This window comes from Streptomyces sp. NPDC006197, from assembly GCF_040613865.1.
Lineage (GTDB): Bacteria > Actinomycetota > Actinomycetes > Streptomycetales > Streptomycetaceae > Streptomyces.
In genome coordinates, this window is the sequence record NZ_JBEXSZ010000034.1 from 1 (window position 1) to 17,119 (window position 17,119).

Below are 17,119 nucleotides of genomic sequence, written 5' to 3' on the forward strand. Positions count from 1 at the left end.
ACTGGCCCTCCATGCCGGAGGACTTCTCGTACGCCCCGGGGCTCGCGCCCGCCGAGCACGCGGGCGCGCGGATTGGTTCAAGTGGTGCGGGGTTCCCGGACGGGTACCGGGGCGGCGACTACTGGTTGAAGGTGTCGCTCTTGACGTCGATCCACTTGCCGCCCTCGACCTTGTAGACCGTGAGCTGCTTGTTGGTGGTGTCGCCGAACTCGTCGAAGGAGACCTTGCCGGTCACACCGTCGAAGGAGACCTTGCCCAGGGCCTCGGTGACCTTGGCGCGGGCGTCGGACGGCAGCTTGCCGCCGTTGGCCTGGACGACGGCCTTGACGGCCTGGATGATCGCCCAGCCGGCGTCGTAGGAGTAGCCGCCGTAGGCCGCGTACGGGTCCTTGAAGCCGGCCGCCTTGTAGTCCTCGATGAACTTCTTGGCGGTGGGGAGCTTCTCGACGGGGTAGCCGATCGAGGTGGCGAGGTCACCGTCGTTGGCCTCGGCGGAGGCGCTGATGAAGGCCGGGTCGTAGATGCCGTCGCCGCCCATGACGGGGATCTTGGCGCCGGTCTTCTTGACCTGGTCGGAGAGCAGGCCGCCCTCGGGGTACTGGCCGCCGAAGTAGACGGAGTCGGCGCCGGAGGCCTTGACCTTGTCGGCGGTGGAGGAGAAGTCGGTCTCCTTCACGGTGACGTGGTCGGTCGCGACGACGGTGCCGCCGAGGCGCTTGAACTCGTCGGAGAAGATCGCCGCGAGGCCGGCGCCGTAGGTCTGCTTGTCGTCGACGACGAAGACCTTCTTCTTGCCGGCGTCCTTGAAGAGGTACTGGGCGGCGAACTTGCCCTGGACCACGTCGGTGGCGGCGGTGCGGAAGTAGGTCGGGAAGGGACGCTTGAACTCGCCCTTGCCCCAGTTGTCGCCCTGGCTCAGCGCCGGGTTCGTGTTGGCCGGGGAGACCTGGGCCAGCTTGGCGGAGGCGAAGACGCCCTGCATCTGCTGGGAGACGCCGGAGTTCAGCGGGCCGACGACGCCGAGGACGTCCTTGTTGCCGACGAGCTTGGTGGCGTTGGCCTGGCCCGAGGCGGGGACGGCCTGGTCGTCCAGACCCTCGATCTTGAACGTGACGCCGGGGACTTCCTTGTTCTTGTTGGCGGTCTGGACCGCCAGGTCCACGGAGTTCTTGATGCCCAGGCCGAGCGCGGAGAGGGAACCGGTCAGCGGTGCGTCGACGCCGATGACGACGGTCACGCCGCCACCGTCCGCGTTGTTGTCGCTGCCGCCCTTGTCGTCACGCGAACCGCATGCGGTGAGAGTGAGCGCTCCCGTGGTGAGCACGCTGGTGAGGATGAGCAAAGAACGGTGTCGCACGAAGAATCCTTTCCCTGGCGCGGCCCCCTCAAGCTGAGGCGGTGCCGTGAAGCTGTGTAGCTAGAGGTGCCGTTTTCGATGCCGGGCCGTACTGGGTCGAGCAGGGCCGTGCAGTGGAAGCGCCCGGCGGCGCGGTGACTGGCCGTGACTCTAGGCGCAGGTGGGGAACGGCGGGGAGCGCCCAGGTCAGGATGTGACTGTCTTGTTATGCCGACGGGTGGAGACGGTGTGCATGCGGGGTGCAAACCCGGGCACAGCGGTCAGTAGTGCAGTGTTCACATGGTGAGAACCCCCAGTTCCGCTAAGGGGCTTGAGTGGATCACGGTCCTGACGGACCACCCGTGAGGGTCTCCGGATATCGGACACGGACTCATTCGCCAGCGGACGGAGAGCAGGTCGGGTGCTGACCCGGCCATTCCGCTCCTGAATGGCGTGAAAGTTACGCAGTGTCACGGTGATCATGGCTGGGATCATTCGCCGGGAGGGGCCCCGGAGCTCCCGGAAGGCGTCGGAGCGATGGTCCACTCGTCGGGCGGGCGCCAGTTCTCCGAGCTTCCCGTCGCCCCCTTCGCGGCCTCGCAGCGCCGCCGCGACTCCCGGTCCGCCAGCGCCTCGGCGGCCTTCCGTCCCGCCCGCCGCTCCTCGGTCCGGGCCGCCGCGAGCACCTGGTCGTGGATCTCGTACTGCTCGTTGGAGAGCCCTTTCTGCTCCCAGTCGAGCCCCGCCCACTTCGACCCCCTGAGCGCTTCTTTCACCCAGTACGAGACCAGGTTCGCGCAGACGTCGGCGGGGGTGCTGGTCCGGGGCGCGGGCGACGGTGCGGGGTGCGGGTCCGGAGCCCGGCCGCAGCCGGCGGACAGGGCGAGCACGCACCCGGCCAGGGCCGCCGCGAGGGCGGCCCCGGCCGGTCGTATCCGGGGGCGTGTCACGGGAGTTGGACGTACGGCTTCAGGAAGTCGCGTGCGCCGGGCGTGTCCAGGCGGTACGTGACGTTCGTGGCGTAGCAGGGCATGTCGCCGGTGATCGTGGTGGCGACGAGCGTCAGCTTCCCGTTCAGCGTCGCGAAGTTGGGGCCGCCCGAATCGCCGTAGCAGGCACCGCCGTTGCCCTGGGGTGCGGTCATGGCGAGCCGGACCCACGCGTCGTTGAGGGCGTCGAAGGAGACCGGCGCCTTCATGCGGACCCCGCCGCCCGGGTGGGTCTGGCCGCCCGGGCCGCGCTCCGACTCCTGCGTGCCGTACCCGGCCACGAGGAACGACGTGGAGTTCAGCCCCTGCGGGCCGAGCGCAGCCAGGGCGCCCGCCTTCGGCAGCGACGCCGGAGCGAAGGACCAGCGGGCCTTCACCGCCTTCGCAGGCAGTTCGATCACCGAGATGTCATGGGGGTCGGAGGCCGGGCCGGGGTAGGCGGGGTGGCTGTGCGCGGTCCCCTCGACGGCCACGCTCCGTGCAACGGCGGCGGGGTCGCCCGGGTGCTCGGCGGCCGCCCGGTCGAGGCCGGCCTGCACATCCTGGTCGAGCGAGACGTAGAAACGCACGTTCTCCGGCCAGTCCGTCGTGCAGTGGGCGGCCGTGAGGAAGGTGTCCGCGTCGATCATGGTGCCGGAGCAGACCCAGTCGACCCGGTCCGGCGTCGCCGGGTCGTCGTCGTTGTCCCAGGTCGCCACGAGCGCGCCGACCTCGGTGCGCTCGGGGGCGGGGGCCGCGTTGTACGAGTTGATCGCCGAGGACGGGATCGCGGTGGCGATCACGGCGGCACAGGCGGCGGCGGTGACGGCGGACATCGCGGTGGTGGTGCGTACGGCTGTCACGAAGAACCCCTCGATGGGTGAATGGATCAGGTGTTCTCCTGTGGGGGAGGCCGCCAGTGAAGCGGCTGCCCCCGCCGCGCGACAAGAGGGCGGAGCGGCGAAGGGGGCGGGAGTGGTCGGCGGGCGAAGAGGGCGAAGGGGGTGGGAGCATGCCGGGGCGGAGTGGCGAAAGGGGCGGAGCGCCGTGCGCTCCGCCCCCCTTCGTCCTCTTCGCCGCGACGGCCCGCGACGGGCTCCGTTACGCCCGACCCGCCGACGGCAGGCTGTCCGCGTCCTTCGCGTCGATCTCGCGCAGCAGGCAGGTCAGCCGCGCCGAGCAGACCCGCTTGCCCTGCTCGTCCGTGATCACGATCTCGTACGTGGCGGTCGACCGGCCCCGGTGGACCGGGGTCGCCACGCCGGTCACCAGACCGCTGCGCACCCCCCGGTGGTGGGTGCAGTTCAGGTCGACGCCGACGGCGATCTTCGAGACCCCGCCGTGCAGCATCGAGCCGACGGAGCCCAGCGTCTCGGCGAGCACCGCCGACGCACCGCCGTGCAGCAGCCCGTACGGCTGGGTGTTGCCCTCGACCGGCATGGTGCCGACGACCTTCTCGGCCGAGGCCTCCAGGATCTGGACGCCCATCCGGTTCCCGAGGTGACCGGCCGAGAAGAGCGCCGGGAGGTCGACGCCCAGCGCCGCGTACTCGTCGATGACCTCCTGCGGGAACTTCACGTGCTGCTGCTCACCCATGGGCCCGGCTCCGTTCGTCTTCGTACGGCTGACAGATCGCCTGAGCAAACGCTTAGGCGGAGGCCGATTGTTCCAGACGTACGATCACGGACTTGCTCGCGGGGGTGTTGCTGACGTCCGCCGTCGACTCCAGCGGGACCAGCACGTTCGTCTCCGGGTAGTAGGCGGCCGCGCACCCCCGGGACGTCGGGTAGTGCACCACCCGGAAGCCGGGCGCCCGCCGCTCCGTGCCGTCCGTCCACTCGCTCACCAGATCCGCGTACGCCCCGTCCGCGAGACCGAACGCCGCCGCGTCCTCGGGGTGCACGAGGACCACCCGGCGGCCGTTCCTGATCCCCCGGTAGCGGTCGTCCAGACCGTAGATCGTGGTGTTGTACTGGTCGTGCGAGCGCAGCGTCTGCAGCAGCAGCCGACCCTCGGGCACCCTCGGGTACTCGACGGGCGCGGCCGTGAAGTTCGCCTTGCCGGTCTTCGTGGGGAAGCGGCGCTCGTCGCGCGGGCCGTGCGGCAGCGCGAAGCCGCCCGGGTTCGCCGCGAGCCGGGCGTTGAAGTCCTCGAAACCGGGCACCACGCGCGCGATGCGGTCCCGGATCCTGGCGTAGTCCGCCTCGAACTCCTCCCAGGGCGTGGCCGATCCGTCGCCGAGGACGGCCCGGGCCATCCGCGCCACGATCGCCGGCTCGGACAGCAGGTGCGGGCTCGCCGGCGGCAGGTTGCCCCGGGAGGCGTGCACCAGGCTCATCGAGTCCTCGACGGTCACGAACTGCCGACCGCTCTTCTGCATGTCCTTGTCGGTGCGGCCGAGCGTCGGCAGGATCAGCGCGCGCGTGCCCGTCACCGCGTGCGAGCGGTTCAGCTTCGTCGAGACGTGCACGGTCAGGCGCGCGTTCCGCATCGCCGCCTCCGTCACCTCCGTGTCGGGCGTCGCCCCCACGAAGTTGCCGCCCATCGCGAAGAACACCTTCGCCTCGCCGTCGCGCAGCGCCTGGATCGAACGCACCACGTCGAAGCCGTGGTGGCGCGGCGAGACGATCCCGAACTCCTTGTCCAGGGCGTCGAGGAAGGCCGGCGAGGGGCGCTCGAAGATGCCCATCGTGCGGTCGCCCTGCACGTTCGAATGGCCGCGCACCGGGCACACGCCCGCGCCCGGCCGGCCGATGTTCCCGCGCAGCAGCAGGAAGTTGACCACCTCGCGGATGGTCGGCACGGAGTGCTTGTGCTGGGTGAGGCCCATCGCCCAGCAGACGATCGTGCGCTCCGAGGCGAGCACCATCTCCAGGGCCCGCTCGATCTCGGGGCGCGTCAGCCCGGTCGCGGCGAGCGTCTCGTCCCAGTCGGCCGCCTTCGCCGCCGCCGCGAACTCCTCGTACCCGTGGGTGTGGTCCCGTACGAACTCCTCGTCGACCGCCCCGGCCGTCTCCAGCACCAGCTTGTTGAGCAGTCGGAAGAGGGCCTGGTCGCCGCCGATCCGGATCTGCAGGAAGAGATCGGTGAGCGCCGCGCCCTTGAGCATGCCCTGCGGGGTCTGCGGGTTCTTGAAGCGCTCCAGGCCCGCCTCCGGCAGCGGGTTCACCGAGATGATCCGGGCGCCCGAGGCCTTCGCCTTCTCCAGGGCCGAGAGCATGCGCGGATGGTTCGTCCCCGGGTTCTGCCCGGCCACGATGATCAGGTCCGCCCGGTGCAGGTCCTCCAGGGAGACGCTGCCCTTGCCGATGCCGATCGTCTCCGTCAGCGCCGAGCCCGAGGACTCGTGGCACATGTTGGAGCAGTCCGGCAGGTTGTTCGTGCCGAACTCGCGCGCGAAGAGCTGGAGCAGGAACGCCGCCTCGTTGCTCGTCCGCCCCGAGGTGTAGAAGAGCGCCTCGTCCGGCGAGGCCAGGGCACGCAGCTCCTCCGCGATGATCGCGAAGGCGCGCTCCCAGGTCACCGGCTCGTACCGCTCGCCGCCCTCCGGGAGCAGCATCGGCTGCGTGATGCGGCCCTGCTGACCCAGCCAGTACCCGCTGCGGGTCGCCAGGTCCGCCACCGGGTGCGCGGCGAAGAACTCGGGCGTCACCCGGCGCAGCGTCGCCTCCTCGGCGACCGCCTTCGCGCCGTTCTCGCAGAACTCCGCCACATGCCGCTTGTCACCCTCCGGCCAGGCGCAGCCGGGACAGTCGAAGCCGTCCTTCTGATTGACCTTGAGCAGGGTCCGCGCGGTCCGCCGCAGCCCCATCTGCTCCTGCGCGATCCGCAGCGTGTGCCCGATGGCGGGCAGGCCGGCGGCGGCGTGCTGCGGCGGCGTGACCTGCGGGGCGTCCTGGACCGGGTCACCGGCCGGCGGCTTGCTGACCATCGCGCTCTCCCTTGAGCGGTAATCCTCTGGCGTACGTCTCCGATCCTGTCACGCGGCACCGACAGCCCGGCACCCCGACCGCTGTGGACGGGATTGTCAGTGGGCCGTGGCAGGATCGTCCCGTGGCCGAGACAGCATCGAAGACCCCCGCAGACACCCGCCCCCGCCTGCTCCTCATGGACGGGCACTCGCTCGCGTACCGGGCGTTCTTCGCGCTGCCCGCGGAGAACTTCACCACCGCGACCGGACAGCCGACGAACGCGATCTACGGGTTCGCCTCGATGCTGGCGAACACGCTCCGCGACGAGGCGCCCACCCACTTCGCGGTCGCGTTCGACGTGTCCCGCAAGACCTGGCGGTCCGAGGAGTTCCCGGAGTACAAGGCGAACCGCTCGAAGACCCCCGACGAGTTCAAGGGCCAGGTCGAGCTGATCGGCGAACTCCTCGACGCGATGCACGCGCCGCGCTTCGCCGTCGACGGCTTCGAGGCCGACGACGTCATCGCCACCCTCGCCACCCAGGCCGAGGCCGAGGGCTTCGAGGTCCTCATCGTCACCGGCGACCGGGACTCCTTCCAGCTCGTCACCGACCACACCACCGTGCTCTACCCGACCAAGGGCGTCTCCGAGCTCACCCGCTTCACCCCGGAGAAGGTCCAGGAGAAGTACGGCCTGAGCCCCTCGCAGTACCCCGACTTCGCCGCCCTGCGCGGCGACCCGTCCGACAACCTCCCGGGCATCCCCGGCGTCGGCGAGAAGACCGCCGCCAAGTGGATCAACCAGTTCGGCTCCTTCGCCGAGCTCGTCGAGCGCGCCGAGGAGGTCAAGGGCAAGGCCGGCCAGAACTTCCGCGACCACCTGGAGTCGGTCAAGCTCAACCGCCGCCTGACCGAGATGGTCCGGGACGTCGAGCTGCCGAAGACCGTCACGGACCTCGCCCGCGAGCCGTACGACCGCGCGGCCGTCGCCCTCGTCCTCGACACCCTGGAGATCCGCAACCCCTCGCTGCGCGAGCGGCTCCTCGCCGTCGACCCTGGCTCCGCGGAGGAGGCCGCGCCCGCCCCCGCCGCGGGCCTGGAGCTCGACTTCACCGTCCTCGGCGCGGGCGAGCTCGCCCCCTGGCTCGCCGAGCACGCCACCGAGCCCCTCGGCATCGCCACCGTCGACAGCTGGGCCCTCGGCACCGGGAACGTCAGCGAGGTCGCCCTCGCCGCCGCCGGGGGAGCCGCCGCCTGGTTCGACCCCAGCACGCTCGACGAGGCCGACGAGCAGGCCTGGGCCGCGTGGATCTCCGACCCCGACCGGCCGAAGGTCATGCACAACGCCAAGGGCGCCATGCGGGTCTTCCCCGAGCACGGCTGGAGCATCGCCGGCGTCACCATGGACACCGCCCTCGCCGCCTACCTGGTCAAGCCCGGCCGGCGCTCCTTCGCCCTCGACGCCCTCACCGTCGAGTACCTCGGCCGCGAGCTCGCCCCGGCGGCCCCCGCCGACGGCCAGCTCGCCTTCGGCGCCGACGACACCGCCGAGGCCGAGGCCCTCATGAGCCAGGCGCGGGCCGTCCTCGACCTCGGCGCGGCCTTCGACGAGCGGCTCGCCGAGGTCGGCGCCCGCGACCTCCTCCACGAGGTCGAGCTCCCCACCTCCGCCCTCCTCGCCCGCCTGGAGCGGCACGGCATCGCCGCCGACCGCGACCACCTGGAGGCCATGGAGCAGCAGTTCGCTGGAGCGGTCCAGCAGGCCGTCAAGGAGGCCCACGCCTCCGTCGGCCACGAGTTCAACCTCGGCTCGCCCAAGCAGCTCCAGGAGGTCTTCTTCGGCGAGCTGAACCTCCCCAAGACCAAGAAGACCAAGACCGGATACACGACGGACGCCGACGCGCTCGCCTGGCTGGCCGGCCAGACCGAGCACGAACTGCCGGTGATCATGCTCCGCCACCGCGAGCAGGCGCGCCTGCGCTCCACGGTCGAGGGCCTGATCAAGACCGTCGCGGCGGACGGCCGCATCCACACCACCTTCAGCCAGACGGTCGCGGCGACCGGCCGCCTGTCCTCCACCGACCCCAACCTGCAGAACGTGCCGGTCCGCACGGACGAGGGCCGGGCCATCCGGCACGGCTTCGTCGTCGGCAAGGGCTTCGAGGCCCTCATGACCGCCGACTACAGCCAGATCGAGCTGCGCGTCATGGCCCACCTCTCCGAGGACGAGGGCCTCATCGAGGCCTTCACCTCCGGCGAGGACCTGCACACCACCGTCGCCTCCCAGGTCTTCGGCGTCGAGCGGGCCGCCGTCGACGCCGAGATGCGCCGCAAGATCAAGGCCATGTCGTACGGCCTGGCCTACGGCCTCTCCGCCTTCGGCCTCTCGCAGCAGCTGACCATCGACCCGGCCGAGGCCCGGATCCTGATGGAGACCTACTTCGAGCGCTTCGGCGGGGTGCGGGACTACCTGCGCCGCGTCGTCGACGAGGCCCGCGCCACCGGGTACACCGAGACGATGCTGGGCCGCCGCCGCTACCTCCCGGACCTCAACAGCGACAACCGGCAGCGCCGCGAGGCCGCCGAGCGGATGGCGCTCAACGCCCCCATCCAGGGCACGGCCGCCGACATCGTCAAGGTCGCCATGCTGAACGTCGACCGGGCGCTCACCGAGGCGGGCCTCGCCTCCCGGATGCTCCTCCAGGTCCACGACGAAATCGTGCTCGAACTCGCCCCCGGCGAGCGCGAGCAGGTCGAGACCCTGGTCCGCGAGCAGATGTCGGCCGCCGCCGACCTCCGCGCCCCCCTGGACGTCTCGGTAGGCGTAGGCCAGAACTGGGACGCGGCAGCGCACTGAACCGACCGGGGGGCGCTCCCGTCCTTTCGTCGTGGGCGCTGCCCCTCCGTTGTGGGCAGTCGTTCCGCTGGGGCGAAGGGGGTCCCCCCTGCTCGAGCGAAGCCGAGAGCTTGGGGGAGGGTGGGCACAACGGACGGCGCCCTTTGCCGGGCCTAGGCTCCCGCGCCTGAACCCGCACCACCGGCGCGCCGCGCAAGGTGGTGCGGGTCAAGGCACAACAGGCGGACCGGCCCGGCGGGCTGTGCGCCAGTCGGACCAGTCCGGGCGCGCCCCCCGCGGCCACGCTCCCGAAACTGAGGGGCATGATCACGCGCCGCCGCCCCCACCTCCCCACCTGGGCCCTCCTAGGAGCCCTGCTGGGCGCATCCGGCACCGCCTGGTCCTGGCCCGCCGAGGCACACCGGGCGCCCGCACTCTGCACCTCGTCCCGTGAGCCGACCCTCGCCGCCCGGCTGTCCCAGGACATCGCGGCGGCCCTCAAGGGCCGCGGGGGCACGGTCTCCGTCGCGGTCCACGACCCCGTGCGCGGACTGCGCTGCCGGCTCGCCGACACCGTGGCGTACGACTCCGCCAGCATCGCCAAGGTCCTGATCATGCAGGCAGTCCTCGGGCGCGCGGAGGAACTCGGCCGGGCGCCCACCCGGCTGGAGGCGCGACGGCTGAAGGCGATGATCACCCGCTCCGACAACACCGCCGCCACCGAGCTGTGGGAGGGCCTGTCCCGCGCCCGGCTGAACAGGGTGCTGCGGGAGGTCGGAGCCCAGGACACCGTCCTGGGCCACGACGACTACTGGGGCCTCACCCGCACCACCGCACGCGACCAACTCGCCCTGCTCACCGCGGTGTCACGCCGCAGCGAGGCCCTGTCCCTGATGGGTCAGGTGGTCCGCGCACAGGCCTGGGGCGTCACCGCGGGCGCGCCCCGCACGGTCAAGGTCCACCTCAAGAACGGCTGGCTGCCCCGTGCGACCCACGCCTGGCGCGTCCACAGCGTCGGCATCGTGCGCCCGGCGGCGACCCCGACGGGCACCGACACCGGCACCGGCACGACGAGCCCCGCCGTCGACTACCGGATCGTCCTCCTGAGCCACGGCAACCCCACCATGCGGTACGGCGTCCGCACCCTGGAGAGCGTCGCCCTCGTCGTGCACCGCAGACTCTCCGGCGGCGCCGCGGCCCGCGGCCACACCCCGCCGGAGAAGATCAGCGAGATCCCGGACGGGAGTGCTCCGGCCGAGGTGCCGGACCGGGGAGATCCCGGTGCGCCGGCGTGGCCGGAGCCGTCCGGGCCCGCGGCGATCCGAGGAGCCGCGCCCCCGTCCCGTACAGCACGAGCCCGACGGCGAGCCCCGCACCGGCGCCGAAACAGGCCGTCGGGATGACGTCGAGGGGCGTCTCGATCCGGTCCCAGCCCCAGTACGCCGCCCAGCGCAGCACCCGGTGGGCGGCACCCGCGAGGACGCAGCCGCCGATCAGCCCGGCGGCCAGGAGCCGGCCGCGCCGGCCGGGGACCGGGACCCGGGACGGCAGTCCCACCCCCGGAGCGGAGGTGCGCAGCGCCCGTGCCGCGCACCAGGCGAGGATTCCGAGGGCCAGCGCCGAGCCCCCGTACTGCGCGTAGAGATAGACCGGGAAGCCGGCGACGATCTCGCCGAGGACGGGGATCGCACGGGTGCCCCACCGGTCGAGGTGGGTGAAGGAGTCCCACACCACGTGCGTGGTGGCGCCGAGGATCGCCGAGAGGCAGAACCACCCGGCGAGCGCCGCCGGGTGCCGCTCCCGCCAGGGACGGCCCCGGACGAGCCCGTACACCCTGCCCCGCCACCGCTCGGGCAGCAGCGCGACGAGCGGCTCGCGCACGGTCAGCCACAGGGCCACGAGCGCGGCGGTGATCAGCACGTCGGCCGTGACGATCCCGACGGGGGAGTGGGTGACGTCCCCGAGGACCATCACCCCGGGGAACGCGGTCGCGGCGAAGTAGGTCATGTCGGGCGAGAAGGACCCGGCGACGAGGGCGGACGCGACCAGCGGGCCGCGCGCGGTCCCGTCCCGCCGCAGCGCGGGCAGCACGGCGGCGGCGTGGCTCAGCGTGAACGGCAACGGGAGTTCCCCCAGGGTTCCGACGGTGACGGCGGCCGGTGTGCGTGACCGGCCGGAGTACAAGAGGGGCGGGACGCTCCGGTTGGTTCCCGGACTCACCTGGTCGGCAGGCGGCCAAGAGGTGACGAAACCGTGAAACACGGTCAGGGGCCGGTGTTCGGCGGTCCGGAGTTGGCATAGGGTCGCCTGGGGTCTCACGCGGGGAGCGTGGGACCGCGTCGATGGGGAGGGGACGACGTACATGGCAGCGAACATCGGCCACCGGCTGCGCAAGGGAGCCACCAGCGGTGTGGTGATGGCCGCGGCGGTCGCCGCGCTCGCCGCCTCGCAGGCACCGGAGACGATCCCGCCGGCCACGGACAACACCGGCGGGGACCAGGCCATCGGGGCCGGTGACTCGACTTCGCCGTCCGGGGACGGTTCCGTGACGGGCGACTCCCCGTACTACACGGCCCTGCCGCCGCTGGTCACGCCCGGCAAGCCCGGGACGGGCACCAATCTGCCGGTGATCACCGGCCCCGCCGAGGCCGGCATACCCGCGTCCGTCTACTCCGCCTACAAGCGGGCCGAGCTCTCCATACGCTCGACCGACCCCGACTGCAACCTGCCGTGGCAGCTGCTCGCCGGCATCGGCAAGGTCGAGTCCGGGCAGGCCCGTGGCGGCCGGGTCGACGCCAACGGCACGGCATCGCCGCCGATCCTCGGCCCCGCTCTCAACGGTGTCGGCTTCGCCAAGATCACCGACACCGACGGCGGCGCCTTCGACGGTGACAGGGTCCACGACCGGGCCGTCGGCCCGATGCAGTTCATCCCGTCCACCTGGGCCACCTGGGGCCAGGACGCCAACAGCGACGGCAAGAAGGACCCGAACAACATCTACGACGCGGCGCAGGCCGCCGGCCTCTACCTCTGCGCGAACGACCGCAACCTCGCGCTCAAGGCCGATCTCGACCAGGCGATCCTCAGCTACAACCGGTCGAGGGAGTACCTGAACACCGTCCTGTCCTGGGTCGCCTTCTACGAGCGCGGCACCCACCAGATCCCGGACGGCACGGGCGTGCTGCCGGTCGGACGCAGCGACAACGGCACCGGGGGCAACCGCCCCCGCCCGACCACGCCGCTCCCGACCGTCCCCACGACCCCGGCGCCGGGCACCCAGAAGCCGAAGCCGCCGAAGACCTCTCCCGGAACGGTCAAGCCGCCGACCGTTCCCACCAAGCCCCCGGTCACCCCGCCGGTGACGCCGCCCACCCTCCCGGCGGTCGCCAGGGTCGCACGGCTCGTGGTCGTGGCCAACGAGGAGCTGACCACGACCACCGGCAGCGCCTTCACGGGCTTCCCCCGGGTCGCGGCGTTCGACGCCTCGGGCAAGCCGGTCTCGGGCGTGAGCATCCGCTTCGAGATCTTCGGCGCCACCGACAGCCGCTTCGCCGGCGGCACGACCAGCGCCACCGTCACCACCGGCTCGGCCGGCCTCGCCACCTCTCCCGCCCTCCGGGCCGGCGAGAAGACGGGATCCTTCACCGTGCGGGCCACCGTCGTGGGCCGGACCCTGAGCGCGGCCCAGTTCGCCGCGACCGTCACGGAGCGCACGGCGGACACCCTCTCCCGGCTTGCCGGTGACCCCCTGTCAGCCGTGAGCGGCACCTCCTTCACCCAGCAGGCCCAGGTGAAGGCCACGGACAAGGGCGCCCTCGCCCCCGGTGTGACCGTCACCGCGGTGATCGTCACCTCGAAGACGGACCCCAAGGAGAGCACCGAGGGCCCGTCCTTCAAGACCACGGACGGCACCACGGTCCGTACCCTCACCTTCAAGACCGGTCCTGACGGGCTGCTCACCATCGCGTCCGGCGACCTCCTCGCGGGCGACAAGGCGGGCACGTACTACATCCAGCTCACCGCACCGGGCGGTGGCACCACCTTCATCGACCTGACCGTCACCGCGCCCGCGACGACGGATCCGACGCCGGAGCCGACGCCCTCCGACAGCGGCTCGCCCGAGGCCGCCCCCTCGCCCAGCACCTCGCCTTCGGCCTGACGGCCCGCGCCTCCGCGTCGCCTTCCTCCGCGCCGTCCCCCGTCCGCCCCGGACGCGGGGGCGGCGCTTCGCGTTACCCGGGTGCAACGTGTTCTCATCTCACGGCCGCGTTGCTACGGTGCCCCCGCCCTGACGACCTATCAGATCGCACCCGGGAGGCCGACCATGCGCGCCCTCGTCGCCGCCGCCATCGGACTCGCCCCAGTCCTCCTCTTCGTCCTGCTCCTCTCCGTGGTCGATCTGCCGCCCGACGGCCCCACCTCGCCCAAGCCCCTCCTGACCGCCGACCCCGGCCCCAAGAAGTAGGGGGCCGACCGTGCGCCGCCGAGCCAGCCTCGTCCTGCTCGCCCTCGCCGTCTTCTGCGCCGCGATGGCCCCGACCCTGCGCTGGTACGCCTTCCCCCGCCTCGCGAAGATCCCGCCCAACCAGTACCAGGAGACCGTCCTGGAGGCGCGGCCCGCGACCCTCCTCGACTACTCCACGCTCAAGGCCGAGAAGGTCGACAAGATCACGATCATCCAGACCCTCAAGGGCAACGTGGAGGAGTCACGGCGCATCGAACGCGACGCCGGACGTGACGTCGTCGTCTGGGACGCCCTCGCCTACGTCACGGGGCCCGACGGCAAGATGGTCTCCAAGGTCCCCGAGCGGTACGTCTTCGACGCCCACACCCAGGACCCCGTCCACGCCACCGGCGAATCGGTCGACGGCGACCCGGTCCGGCGCGAGGGCATCGAGTTCAAGTTCCCCTTCCTGACCGAGAAGCGCGACTACCAGTACTTCGACGCCCAGACCCGCACCGCGGCCCCCATCCACTACAAGGGCACCCGCACCTTCCGCGGCATGGAGGTCTACTACTTCGAGCAGACCATCCCCTGGACCAAGGTCCCCATGCCCAAGACCATGCCGGTCAAGGGCATCACCCCGAAGATCCTCGCCGACTCCGGCCTCACCCGCTGGTACACGACCAAGCGCATGTTCTGGATCGAGCCGATCACCGGAGCCCCCGTCAACGGCGAGGAGATCCACAAGGAGGAACTCCGCAACGCCAAGGCCCTGATGGGGCGGGACACCCTCACCGTCTTCGCGGGACACGTGAAGATGCGCGAGGACTACCTCGAGAGCGTCGGCGCGATGGTCTCCTCCAACCGCCTCATGGTCCTCATGCTCGTCTCCTACGTCCCGTGGAGCTTCACCGTCCTCGCCCTGCTCCTCCTCGCCCTCGCCCTCTGGCTGGAGGCCCGCTCGCGCCGCCCCGAACCGGAGCCGCCCGCCGCCCCCGCCCCGACACCGGTCAGCGCTCCCCTCTGAGCCGCGCGCTGGTGTGCCGGGTCGGCACCGCCGCGGACGGATCCTCCGGCCACGGGTGCTTCGGGTAGCGCCCCCGCAGCTCCGCCCGCACCGCCCGGTAGCCGTCCCGCCAGAACGACGCCAGGTCGGCCGTCACCGCCGCCGGCCTGCCGGCGGGGGAGAGGAGGTGGACGAGCACCGGCACCCCCGCCACCCGAGGAGTCTCGGCCAGACCGAACATCTCCTGCAGCTTCACCGCCAGCACCGGCCGCTCGCCCCCGTACTCGACCCGTATCCGCGAACCGCTCGGCACCTCGATCCGCTCCGGCGCCAGCTCGTCCAGCCGGACCGCCTCGCCCGACGCCCACGGCAGCAGCCGCCGCAGCGCCTCCCCGGCGTCGATCCGCCCCAGATCCGCTCGGCGCGACGCCCGGGACAGCTCCGGCTCCAGCCACTCCCCGGCCCGGTCGACCAGCGTCCCCTCCGACACGTCCGGCCAGGGCTCCCCCAACTCCCGGTGGAGGAAGGCGAGCCGCTCGCGCAGCTCCCCGGCCTCCCGACGCCACCGCAACAGCCCGAGCCCCTCGCGCCGCAGGCCGTCGAGCAGCGCCTCCCGCACGAGAGCCGGCTCGGCCCCGGTGCCCAGGGGACGGACCGTCAGCTCGACCGCGCCCAGCCGGTCCACCGACCGCGCGACCACGTCCCCGTCCTCCCAGCGGACCTCCTCGCCGGTGCTCCGCAGATGCCCGGCCGCCCGGCACGCCATGGACTCGTCCACCACCGCCGCGAGCCGCACCCGCGCCGTGGCGTCCCGCGAGGTGCGGTCCGCCACCGCCACGGCGAGCCACGGGCTCGACCGCAGCCGGGAGCCCTCGGCCAGCCGCGCCCCGCTCCCCGACACCATCAGATAACCGTCCTGCTCCCGGGCCCTGGCCACCCGCTCCGGGAACGCCAGCGCCGTCACCAGACCGGCCACGGCGTCGTCGCCCTCCCGCTCCCCGGCGGCGACGCCCCCGCCCGCCGCCCCATCGGCCGACCGCTCCGCGACGACGGCGCCCCCGCCCACCACCTCGCCGGCCGACCGCTCCAGGCGCCGCGCCTCCGCCCTCCACCGCGCGCCGTACCCGTCGGTGCCGCGCCGGGCCGCGCGCCAGGCCGCCACCAGGTCGTCCCCGTAGTCGCGCGGCGGCTCCTCGCTCAGCAGCGCCACCACCTCCGCCGCCCGCCGCACCCCGACCTCGGGCGCACCGTCCAGGAGCGCGCGCCCCAGCCGGGGGTGCAACCCGAGCCGGGACATCCGCACCCCCCGCTCCGTGGCCCGGCCGTCACCGTCTACGGCCCCGATCGATCCGAGCACCGCGCGGGCCGCCGCCATCGCCCCGGCCGGCGGCGCGTCGAGCAGCGCGAGCCCCTCCGCCGTCGGGTCGCCCCAGCAGGCGGCCCGCAGCGCGAAGTCCGCCAGGTCGGCGATCCGGATCTCGGGCGAGGGGAACCGCGCCCTGCTGCCGTCCTCCGCCTCGGCCCAGCAGCGGTAGACCACACCGGCCGCCTCACGGCCCGAGCGCCCCGCCCGCTGGGCCGCCGCCGCGGTCGACACCGGCACCGTCGCGAGGGAACCGAGACCCCGGGCATGGTCCGTCCGGGGCTCCCGCGCGAGCCCCGAGTCCACGACGATCCGCACCCCCGGAACCGTCAGGCTCGACTCCGCCACCGACGTCGACAGCACCACCCGCCTCCGGCCGCCCGGCCCGGCACCCCGCAGCACCGCGTCCTGGACTGCGGCGGGAGCCCGCCCGTGCAACTGGAGCACCTCCGCGTCGACGCCGTCGAGCAGCCCCGCCGTCCGCGCGATCTCCCCCGTACCCGGCAGGAAACAGAGGACGTCGCCCTGGTGCCGCTCCAACGCGAGCCGGACCGTTGACGCCACGTGCCGCAGCAGGGCCGGATCCACCCAGGTGCCGTGCGCGGGCCTGATGCCGGCCGGCGGCGCGGCGAACCTCACCGCGTACCCATGGCTCTCGCCCTTGCTCCACACGATCGGCGCGGGACCGCCGCCCTCCAGGACCGTGAGCAGCTCCGCCCACGCCGCGGCGTCGCTCGTCGCGGACGCCGCGATCAGCTTCAGCTCCGGCCGCAGCGTCGCGCGGACGTCCACCAGGAAGGCCATGGCCGTGTCGGCGTCGAGATGTCGCTCGTGACACTCGTCGAGCAGCACCACGTCCACACCCGCCAGCTCCGGATCGCGCTGGAGCCGCTGGAGCAGGATGCCCGTCGTCACCACCTCGACCCGCGTCGCGGCCCCGGACCGCCGCTCACCGCGCACCGAGAAGCCGACCGCGCCGCCGACCTCCTCGCCGAGCAGCCAGGCCATCCGCCGGGCCGCCGCCCGCACCGCCATCCTCCGCGGCTCGGCCACGAGCACCCGCCGTGCCGGTCCGTCCCCTATGAGCCCCGCGAGCGCCAGCGGCACCAGCGTCGTCTTGCCGGTGCCGGGAGGAGCGGACAGCACCGCCGCGCCGCGCTCCGCGAGCGCGGCGAGCAGCTCGGGGACGGCGTGGCGGACGGGGAGACGGTCGAGTGCGTCGTTTCGGATCACGCACTCAGTCTCGTACGCGCCGCGA

At 72.7% G+C, this 17,119-nt stretch carries 11 protein-coding genes and 1 pseudogene; 5 read left to right on the forward strand and 7 right to left on the reverse strand.

Annotation, left to right across the window (positions count from 1 at the left end; all coding sequences use genetic code 11):
- Window positions 1-118: 118 nt before the first annotated feature.
- The 5 genes from ABZ318_RS13585 to ABZ318_RS13605 form a co-directional block, all read right to left on the reverse strand.
- Window positions 119-1,357 carry a branched-chain amino acid ABC transporter substrate-binding protein gene (locus tag ABZ318_RS13585; RefSeq protein ID WP_356902627.1) on the reverse strand — a complete coding sequence of 413 codons (1,239 nt, stop codon included), beginning with the start codon at window positions 1,355-1,357 and terminating at the stop codon, window positions 119-121.
- Window positions 1,358-1,827: 470 nt separating this feature from the next.
- Complete coding sequence (locus ABZ318_RS13590) at window positions 1,828-2,286, reverse strand: hypothetical protein (protein ID WP_356902628.1); 459 nt, start codon at window positions 2,284-2,286, stop codon at window positions 1,828-1,830.
- The gene (locus ABZ318_RS13595) at window positions 2,283-3,167 is read right to left on the reverse strand and encodes a trypsin-like serine protease (protein WP_356902629.1); all 885 of its coding nucleotides are present in this window, start codon (window positions 3,165-3,167) and stop codon (window positions 2,283-2,285) included. The genes ABZ318_RS13590 and ABZ318_RS13595 overlap by 4 nt, the downstream gene beginning before the upstream one ends.
- Window positions 3,168-3,405: 238 nt before the next feature.
- Window positions 3,406-3,900, reverse strand: a complete 495-nt coding sequence (locus tag ABZ318_RS13600; protein ID WP_356902630.1) for a hotdog fold thioesterase — start codon at window positions 3,898-3,900, stop codon at window positions 3,406-3,408.
- A 52-nt stretch (window positions 3,901-3,952) separates the two neighbouring features.
- Entirely contained in the window at window positions 3,953-6,235 is a 2,283-nt protein-coding gene (locus ABZ318_RS13605; RefSeq protein WP_356902631.1) for an FdhF/YdeP family oxidoreductase, read from the reverse strand.
- A gap of 122 nt (window positions 6,236-6,357) precedes the next feature.
- Here ABZ318_RS13605 and polA point away from each other — a divergent pair, with 122 nt between their 5' ends.
- Together polA and ABZ318_RS13615 are read left to right on the forward strand one after the other, a co-directional pair.
- Window positions 6,358-9,069 (forward strand): DNA polymerase I, encoded by a 2,712-nt coding sequence (gene polA / locus ABZ318_RS13610; protein WP_356902633.1) that lies wholly within the window; start codon window positions 6,358-6,360, stop codon window positions 9,067-9,069.
- 668 nt (window positions 9,070-9,737) lie between these two features.
- Window positions 9,738-10,070: pseudogene (locus ABZ318_RS13615) on the forward strand (serine hydrolase); the annotation flags it as partial.
- 202 nt (window positions 10,071-10,272) lie between these two features.
- Here ABZ318_RS13615 and ABZ318_RS13620 read toward each other — a convergent pair.
- The gene (locus ABZ318_RS13620) at window positions 10,273-11,169 is read right to left on the reverse strand and encodes a DUF4184 family protein (protein ID WP_356902634.1); all 897 of its coding nucleotides are present in this window, start codon (window positions 11,167-11,169) and stop codon (window positions 10,273-10,275) included.
- A gap of 241 nt (window positions 11,170-11,410) precedes the next feature.
- Between ABZ318_RS13620 and ABZ318_RS13625 the strand changes: the two genes are divergently transcribed.
- The 3 genes from ABZ318_RS13625 to ABZ318_RS13635 all read left to right on the forward strand — a co-directional run bounded on the left by ABZ318_RS13625 (window position 11,411) and on the right by ABZ318_RS13635 (window position 14,519).
- Entirely contained in the window at window positions 11,411-13,207 is a 1,797-nt protein-coding gene (locus ABZ318_RS13625) for a lytic transglycosylase (RefSeq protein ID WP_356902636.1), read from the forward strand.
- Between the two features lie 165 nt (window positions 13,208-13,372).
- Complete coding sequence (locus tag ABZ318_RS13630; protein WP_107072740.1) at window positions 13,373-13,513, forward strand: SPW_0924 family protein; 141 nt, start codon at window positions 13,373-13,375, stop codon at window positions 13,511-13,513.
- Window positions 13,514-13,523: 10 nt separating this feature from the next.
- Complete coding sequence (locus ABZ318_RS13635) at window positions 13,524-14,519, forward strand: DUF3068 domain-containing protein (protein ID WP_356902637.1); 996 nt, start codon at window positions 13,524-13,526, stop codon at window positions 14,517-14,519.
- Here ABZ318_RS13635 and hrpB read toward each other — a convergent pair.
- A complete protein-coding gene (gene hrpB / locus ABZ318_RS13640; RefSeq protein WP_356902638.1) occupies window positions 14,503-17,094 on the reverse strand; it encodes an ATP-dependent helicase HrpB in 2,592 nt (863 codons plus the stop codon). The genes ABZ318_RS13635 and hrpB overlap by 17 nt on opposite strands.
- Window positions 17,095-17,119: the final 25 nt, after the last annotated feature.